The organism is Actinomadura roseirufa, assembly GCF_900659635.1.
Classification (GTDB): Bacteria; Actinomycetota; Actinomycetes; order Streptosporangiales; family Streptosporangiaceae; genus Spirillospora; species Spirillospora roseirufa.
Map to the genome: position 1 here is coordinate 1 of NZ_CAACVB010000363.1, position 6,286 is coordinate 6,286.

General features: G+C 75.6%; 7 protein-coding genes. 6 read left to right on the forward strand and 1 reads right to left on the reverse strand.

Features of this window, described 5'->3' with window-relative positions; all coding sequences use genetic code 11:
* The first annotated feature begins 98 nt into the window (after positions 1-98).
* Genes E1291_RS37830 through E1291_RS37855 form a run of 6 tightly spaced genes read left to right on the forward strand, consistent with a single transcriptional unit; the run spans position 99 to position 5,255 of the window.
* Positions 99-365, forward strand: a complete 267-nt coding sequence (locus E1291_RS37830) for an ABC transporter permease (RefSeq protein WP_242614630.1) — start codon at positions 99-101, stop codon at positions 363-365.
* Positions 362-1,084, forward strand: a complete 723-nt coding sequence (locus E1291_RS37835) for an ABC transporter ATP-binding protein (protein WP_131742854.1) — start codon at positions 362-364, stop codon at positions 1,082-1,084. The genes E1291_RS37830 and E1291_RS37835 overlap by 4 nt, the downstream gene beginning before the upstream one ends.
* An 8-nt stretch (positions 1,085-1,092) precedes the next feature.
* Complete coding sequence (locus tag E1291_RS37840) at positions 1,093-2,121, forward strand: ABC transporter substrate-binding protein (protein WP_131742855.1); 1,029 nt, start codon at positions 1,093-1,095, stop codon at positions 2,119-2,121.
* Entirely contained in the window at positions 2,118-3,113 is a 996-nt protein-coding gene (locus E1291_RS37845; RefSeq protein ID WP_131742856.1) for an LLM class flavin-dependent oxidoreductase, read from the forward strand. Before E1291_RS37840 ends, E1291_RS37845 begins: the two co-directional genes overlap by 4 nt.
* Complete coding sequence (locus tag E1291_RS37850; RefSeq protein ID WP_131742857.1) at positions 3,103-4,326, forward strand: LLM class flavin-dependent oxidoreductase; 1,224 nt, start codon at positions 3,103-3,105, stop codon at positions 4,324-4,326. Before E1291_RS37845 ends, E1291_RS37850 begins: the two co-directional genes overlap by 11 nt.
* The gene (locus E1291_RS37855; RefSeq protein WP_131742858.1) at positions 4,326-5,255 is read left to right on the forward strand and encodes an aliphatic sulfonate ABC transporter substrate-binding protein; all 930 of its coding nucleotides are present in this window, start codon (positions 4,326-4,328) and stop codon (positions 5,253-5,255) included. Before E1291_RS37850 ends, E1291_RS37855 begins: the two co-directional genes overlap by 1 nt.
* 46 nt (positions 5,256-5,301) lie before the next feature.
* On the opposite strand, the gene E1291_RS37860 is transcribed toward E1291_RS37855, so the two are convergent.
* On the reverse strand, positions 5,302-6,286 hold a 985-nt coding region (locus E1291_RS37860; RefSeq protein ID WP_131742859.1), incomplete at its 5' end, for an ABC transporter substrate-binding protein.

The window sequence follows — 6,286 nt, forward strand, 5'->3', positions numbered from 1 at the left end:
TGCCGCACGTGCGGGTCGCCGACGCCGAGCGCGTCGCCGCCGTCCTGGCCGCCGTGCCCGAACCCAACGCGGCCTGATCCGGCCGCCGGACCGCCGCGGTGATCGTGCCGAGCGCGCTGCCCAGCATCCTGATGGCCCTGCGGATCAGCCTGTCGGTCTCGCTCACCGGCCTGATCGCGGCGGAGCAGATCGGCGCGAGCGAGGGCATCGGCTACCTGGTCACGCTCGCGCAGCAGTACTACCGCAACGACTACATGGTGCTGTGCATCCTGATCTACGCCCTGATCGGACTGGTCATCGACCTGGTGATCCGGGGCCTGGAGCGGGTGGCGATGCCCTGGCGCGGGCGGGCGGCGGCCCGATGAGCGACGTCGCCGTGCGCATCGCCGGGCTGCGCAAGTCGTTCGGCCCGAAGACCGTCCTGGACGGCGTGGACCTGGAGATCCGGCGCGGCGAGTTCTTCGCCCTGCTCGGGCCGAGCGGCACCGGCAAGACCACCCTGCTGCGCCTGCTCGCGGGACTGCAGGCCGCCGACGCGGGCACGGTGCTGGCCGCGCCGCGCCGCACGACCGTCTACCAGGAGCCCCGGCTCGTCCGGGCCCGGCGGGTCCTGCCGAACGTGACGCTGGGCCTGCCGCGCTCGTCCCGCGAGGCGGGCCGGCGGGCGCTCGCCGAGGTCGGCCTCGCCGGGTACGAGCGGGCCTGGCCCGCGACGCTGTCGGGCGGCGAGGCGCAGCGGGTGGCGCTGGCGCGGGCGCTGGTCCGCGACCCGCAGGTGCTGCTGCTCGACGAGCCGTTCGCCGCGCTCGACGCGCTCACCCGGCTGCAGATGCAGGATCTCGTCGCCGAGCTGTGCGCCCGGCACCGCCCGGCGGTCGTCCTGGTCACGCACGACGTGGACGAGGCGCTGCGGCTGGCCGACCGGGTCGCGGTGCTGCGCGCCGGGAGGTTCACCGCCGACCGGATCGTCGACGTGCCCCGGCCCCGCGACCGCGACGACCCGGCCCTCGCCCGCCTCCGCCGGACGTTCCTGTCCCATCTCGGGGTCGACACGGCCCCGGTCCCGAGTTCCGCACCACGTTGAGGAGTGCCGTGTCTTCGGTAGAGAAAATCTGGTTCACCCGCTGCCCGGTGCCGACGGCCAGCGGCCTGGCGCATCGCCAGGGCTGGCTGGAGGAGGCGTTCGGCGCGGCGGGGCTGGAGGTGGGCGTCCTGCAGGACGCCGGCCCGGACCTCGCCCGCCACCACTTCGACCACGACCTCCTCGGGCTGTTCCGCGAGGGCGGGAACGTGCCCGCGCTCGCGGCGCGGTCGGCGGGCGCGCCGACCCGGCTGATCGGGCTGACGTGGATCGAGGAGTGGCAGTCGATCCTCGTGCGGCCGGGGTCGGGCGTCCAGGACGCCGCCGGGCTGCGCGGCGCCCGCGTCGCCCTGCCCGGCTGGGCCGCCGACCGCGCGCGCAGCTTCCCCCGGGCGATGGCGCTGCACGGGGTGAAGGGCGCGCTCGCGCAGGGCGGCCTCACCCTCGACGACGTCACCTTCACCGAGGTCCCGGCGGACCCGGCGCCGTCGGTCGGACGCGACGCCGGTGGCGGCGGCCGGACGTCCTGGCCCGGCCTGGAGGAACTGGCCCGCGGGGAGGTCGACGCGGTCTACGCCAAGGGCGCGCGGGCCGCCGGCCGGGCCCGCGAGCTCGGGCTGTCGGTCGCGGTCGACCTGGACGCCCACCCCGACCCCCGGACGCGCGTGAACAACGGCACGCCGCGTCCGATCACCGTCCACGAGCGGCTGCTGGAGGAGCGGCCCGACCTGGTCGTGACGTTCCTGACGCAGACCCTGCGGGCGGCCGGGTGGGCGGCCGGGAACCTCGGGCCCGTCCGCGAGATCCTCGCCGGCGAGACCCGCTCGGGCGCCGAGGGCGTGGCGGCCGCCTACCGGGGCGCCTTCCACCGCTCGCTGCACCCCGACCTGTCGGAGGAGCGGCTCGGCCTCCTGCGCGTCCAGAAGGACTTCCTGCTGGTGCACGGGTTCCTGGACGCCGACGTGGACCTCGACGCGTGGGTCGCGCCCGAACCGCTGCGCCTCGCCCGCGAGCGCCTGGCCGAGGCGGAGGCGGCATGACCGCCGGTCCCGTCCGGTTCCTCGTCACCCTGCCGTCGCGCGGCGACGGGACGCGCGGGGACTGGGGACCGCCGCCCGCCGCGCCGCCGTCGTTCGTGACCGACCTGCGGCCCGGCGCGTACGGGCCGTTCGACCATCTGGCCCAGGCCGGCCGCGCCGCCGAGATCGTCGGCTTCCACGGCGCGCTGGCCCCCTACGACCCGGGCGGCGAGGAGTCTCTCGTCGTCACGGCGGGGCTGCTGCGCGCGAGCCGGTGGCTGCGGGGCGTGGCGGGCCTGCACCCGGCCGCCGCCACGCCGGTGTACGCGGCGAAGGTGTCGGCGTCGCTGCAGCGGTTCTCCGCCGGGCGGCTCGACTGGCGGCTCGCGGTGGACCTCGATCCGTCCGTCGCGCGGGCGCAGGGCGACTTCGTGGAGGGCGCCGACCGGTACGCGCGGGCCGACGAGTTCCTCACCATCGCCAAGGGCGTGTGGGGCGAGGAGTCCTACACCTACGAGGGACGGTTCTTCCAGGTGCTGGCGGGGGGCTTCCAGGCCCCGCTGGGAAGCAGCGCGTTCCCCCGCGTCCAGCTGACGGGGACGTCGCCCGATGCGCTGGAGCTGTCGGCCCGGCACGCCGACCTGCACGTCTTCGACCACGAGGACGACCGGGACGGCGGCCTGGACGCGCTCATCGCCGGGCTCACCGAACGGGCCGCCGAGCAGGGCCGGACCGTGGAGTACGGGCTGACGCTGCCGGTCCTGGCGCGCGAGGACACCGCGGAGGCCGCCGACGAGGCCGCGCGGCGCGCCGCCGCCGGTGCGCCGCCCGCCGCCCTCACCGGCTCCTACGAGGACGTCGCCGGCGCACTCCGCGGCCTCGCGGCGCGCGGCGTCACCACGTTCGTGCTGGAGGCCGCGCCCCACATCGAGGAGACCTACCGGCTGGGCGAGCACCTGCTCCCCCTGCTGGACGCACCGGACACCACGAGGGAGCACGCGCATGCCGATTGACATCTACTGGCGGATCGGCACCCACGGCGACCAGCGCTCGCTGCGCCGCCGGGTGGCCAGCCGCGGCGACTTCGACCCGGGCGTGCCCGGCGCGATCACGCCGGGCGTCCGCGGCGGACGCGGCGACGGCTACAGCCATCTCGACCACATGGCCGACGTGGCGCGGGCGTCGGAGCTGTCGGGGTTCGTCGGCGGGCTGCTGCCCTCGTTCCCGTTCACCGACGACCCGTGGGCGGCGGCGGCGAGCCTGGCCCGCGAGACCACCACCTACCGGTTCATGATCGCCTACCAGCCGGGGTTCCTGCACCCGGTGCAGGCCGCCCGGATGTCGGCGAGCCTCCAGCGGGCGACCGGCGGCCGGGTGGTCTACAACGTCATCTCCGGCGGCGGCGGGCCCGCCCAGCTCTGGTGGGGCGACAAGGTCGACCACGACGACCGCTACGCCCGCACCTCGGAGTTCCTGGACGTCCTCAAGGGCGTGTGGGACGGCGGACCGTTCGACTACGAGGGCCGCTTCTACCGCGTGGAGGGCGCGGGGCTTCCCGGGCCGCTCGCCGGGCAGCCGTTCCCGGAGATCTACTTCTCCGGCTCCTCGCCCGCCGCGATCCGCGCCGCCGGCCGGCACGCCGACTACTACCTGTCGTGGCTGGAGCCGTTCGATGCCCTGGCCGGCAAGTTCGGGCAGGTCCGCGAGCACTCCGCCGAGCTCGGGCGGGCACCGCGGTTCGCCGTGCGGATCGACGTGCTCGCCCGGGAGACCGAGGAGGAGGCGTGGGAGGAGATCCGGCGCGGCTGGCGGCACGTGGACCCCGCCCAGCTCCGCGGCCCGGCGGAGTCCGGCGACTCGGTGGGCTGGCTGCGCAGCTCGTCCTTCGTCGACTGGCCGGTGACGGACTTCCGTGAGCTGGAGGCGGCGCCGAACGTGTGGGGCGGCTTCCACCTGCTGCGCGGCGGCCCCGCGTTCGGGCTGGTCGGCAGCTACGCGCAGGTCGCCGCGCGGCTGGACGAGCTGATCGGCCTCGGCGTGGACGCGTTCATCCTCGCCGGGGTCCCCCACCTGGAAGAGGCGTACCGCGTGGGCGAGCGGGTGCTGCCGCTGCTGCGCGGACACGACCTGCGCGTGAACGACCTGCCGTCCGGGGGCCAGCGCGACCGCGCCGCGTCCCCCGGATCGTCCCTTGCCTCGATCCCCGTCCCGAGAGGAAACGCCTGATGTCCGACCAGAAGCCCGTCCGCGTGGGCTACTTCCCGAGCAACAACTCGCTGTGGGTGCTGCGGCACCGCGGCATCCTGGAGCGCGACCTCCCGGACGTCGAGTGGGTGGACTTCCGCTCGCTGCCCTCGGGCGCCCGCCCCGCGCCGACCGAGGGCCTGCCGTCCGCGCACGGCGACCACCTGTTCGACGGCGGCTACGACTTCATCGGCACCGGATCGACGCCGCCGGTCACCGCGCAGGCCAAGGGGCACGACATCGTGTACGTGGCGACCTCGGGCTCGCGGCACGAGAACGGCCGGCTCGTCGCCCACGCGGACTCGGGCATCGAGTCGCCCGCCGACCTCAAGGGCAAGCGGGTCGCGCTCGGGCACGGCTCCTGGCAGACGACGCTGCTGCTGTTCGCGCTCGACGACGCCGGGCTCGGCTGGAAGGACATCGAGCCGGTGGACGCCGGCGCCGACGCCGCCCAGCTGTTCCTGGACCGCGAGGTCGACGCGTGGGTCGGCGCCTACCCGGGGCTGGCCCGGGTGGAGGAGCAGGCGTCCCCGCGCACGCTCGTGGAGACCGACGGCCTGTTCAGCCACCGGTCCCTGTGGTTCACCCGCCGCGACTTCGCCGAGCGGCACCGGGAGGAGCTCGCGGCGATCGTCGCCGCGCTCAGCGAGTCGGACGCCTGGATCAAGGAGAACCCCGCCGAGGCGGCGGCGCTCTTCGCGGCCGACGACGGCGGAGACCCCGCCGCGTGGGAGACCGCGCTGCGGCGGCGCCCGTTCGGGCTGGAGCCGGTGAGCGCGGAGTTCGTCGCCGAGCAGCAGCGCGCGGCCGACCTGTTCCACGCCGCGGGCCTGGTCGACCGGCGGATCACCGTCGCCGACGCGGTCCTGCCGGACGTGGCGGAGCTGGTCGGGGCGGCGCGCGCGTCCTGATGACCCCCCGGGCCGGGCGGCGCGGCCCGGCCCGGGGAACCACGGGTCACAGCAGCCCGTTCTGCACGAGCCAGGCCTTGGCGACGGCCTCCACCTTGTCGCCGTTCACGGCCACGCGCGCGTTCATGTAGCGCAGGTCCTCGGTGCTCAGCTTCGCCGAGACCGAGTCCAGCGCCGCCTTCGCCGCGTCGTCCACGCCCGCGCGGTTGACCAGCGGCGTCACGTTCTGCGCGCCGAACAGCCGCCTGGGGTCGGCGAGGACGACGAAGTCGTGCTCGCGGAGCGCGGGGTCGGTGGTGAACATCTGCGCCGCCTGAAGGGACCCCTTGTCCAGCAGGGCGGCGAGCGTGCGGAAGTCGTCCTGCCGGAAGGGCTGGAACGCCTTGAAACCGGCGCCGTAGACGGCGCGCAGGCCGATCATCCCCTGGTGCCGGGTCTGGGCCTCGGGCGTGCCGCCGAGCACGAACTCGTCCGAGACGCCCCTCAGGTCCGCGAGCGAGGTGATCCCGTACCGAGCCACCGTGCGCCGGGTGACGACGATCGCGTCCTTGTCCTCCGCCTCGGCGGAGTCGAGGATCCGCAGCGTCCGGGGAAGCGCCGCGCGGAGCCTGGCGTTCACCGATCCCGTCGTCGCGGGCGCCTTCGCGTTCAGGTCCAGCGCGCCGAGGTAGGACGCCAGGGCCCCGTTGTACTCGGGCACGACGTCGACCTCGCCCTTCTCCGTGAGGGGGTAGTAGGTCTCCCGGGCGCCGATCCCGCGCCTTCGCGTGACGGTGCCGCCCCTGGCCTCCAGGATCTGCGCGTAGATCTCGCTGACCAGGACGCTTTCGGGGAAGTTCGCCGAGCCGACCGTGAGGCGCCGCGGGGGCGGGGCCGGGGACGCCGTGGCCGGCCCCCCGCGCGCCCCGGAGCCCCGGGAGTCCGGCCACAGCGCGAACCCCGCGGACAGCGCCCCGGTCAGCGCGAGGGCCGTGGCCACCATCAGCACCCGGTGCCGCCGCCAGGCGGAGATCATCGTGCGGCCCGAGGCG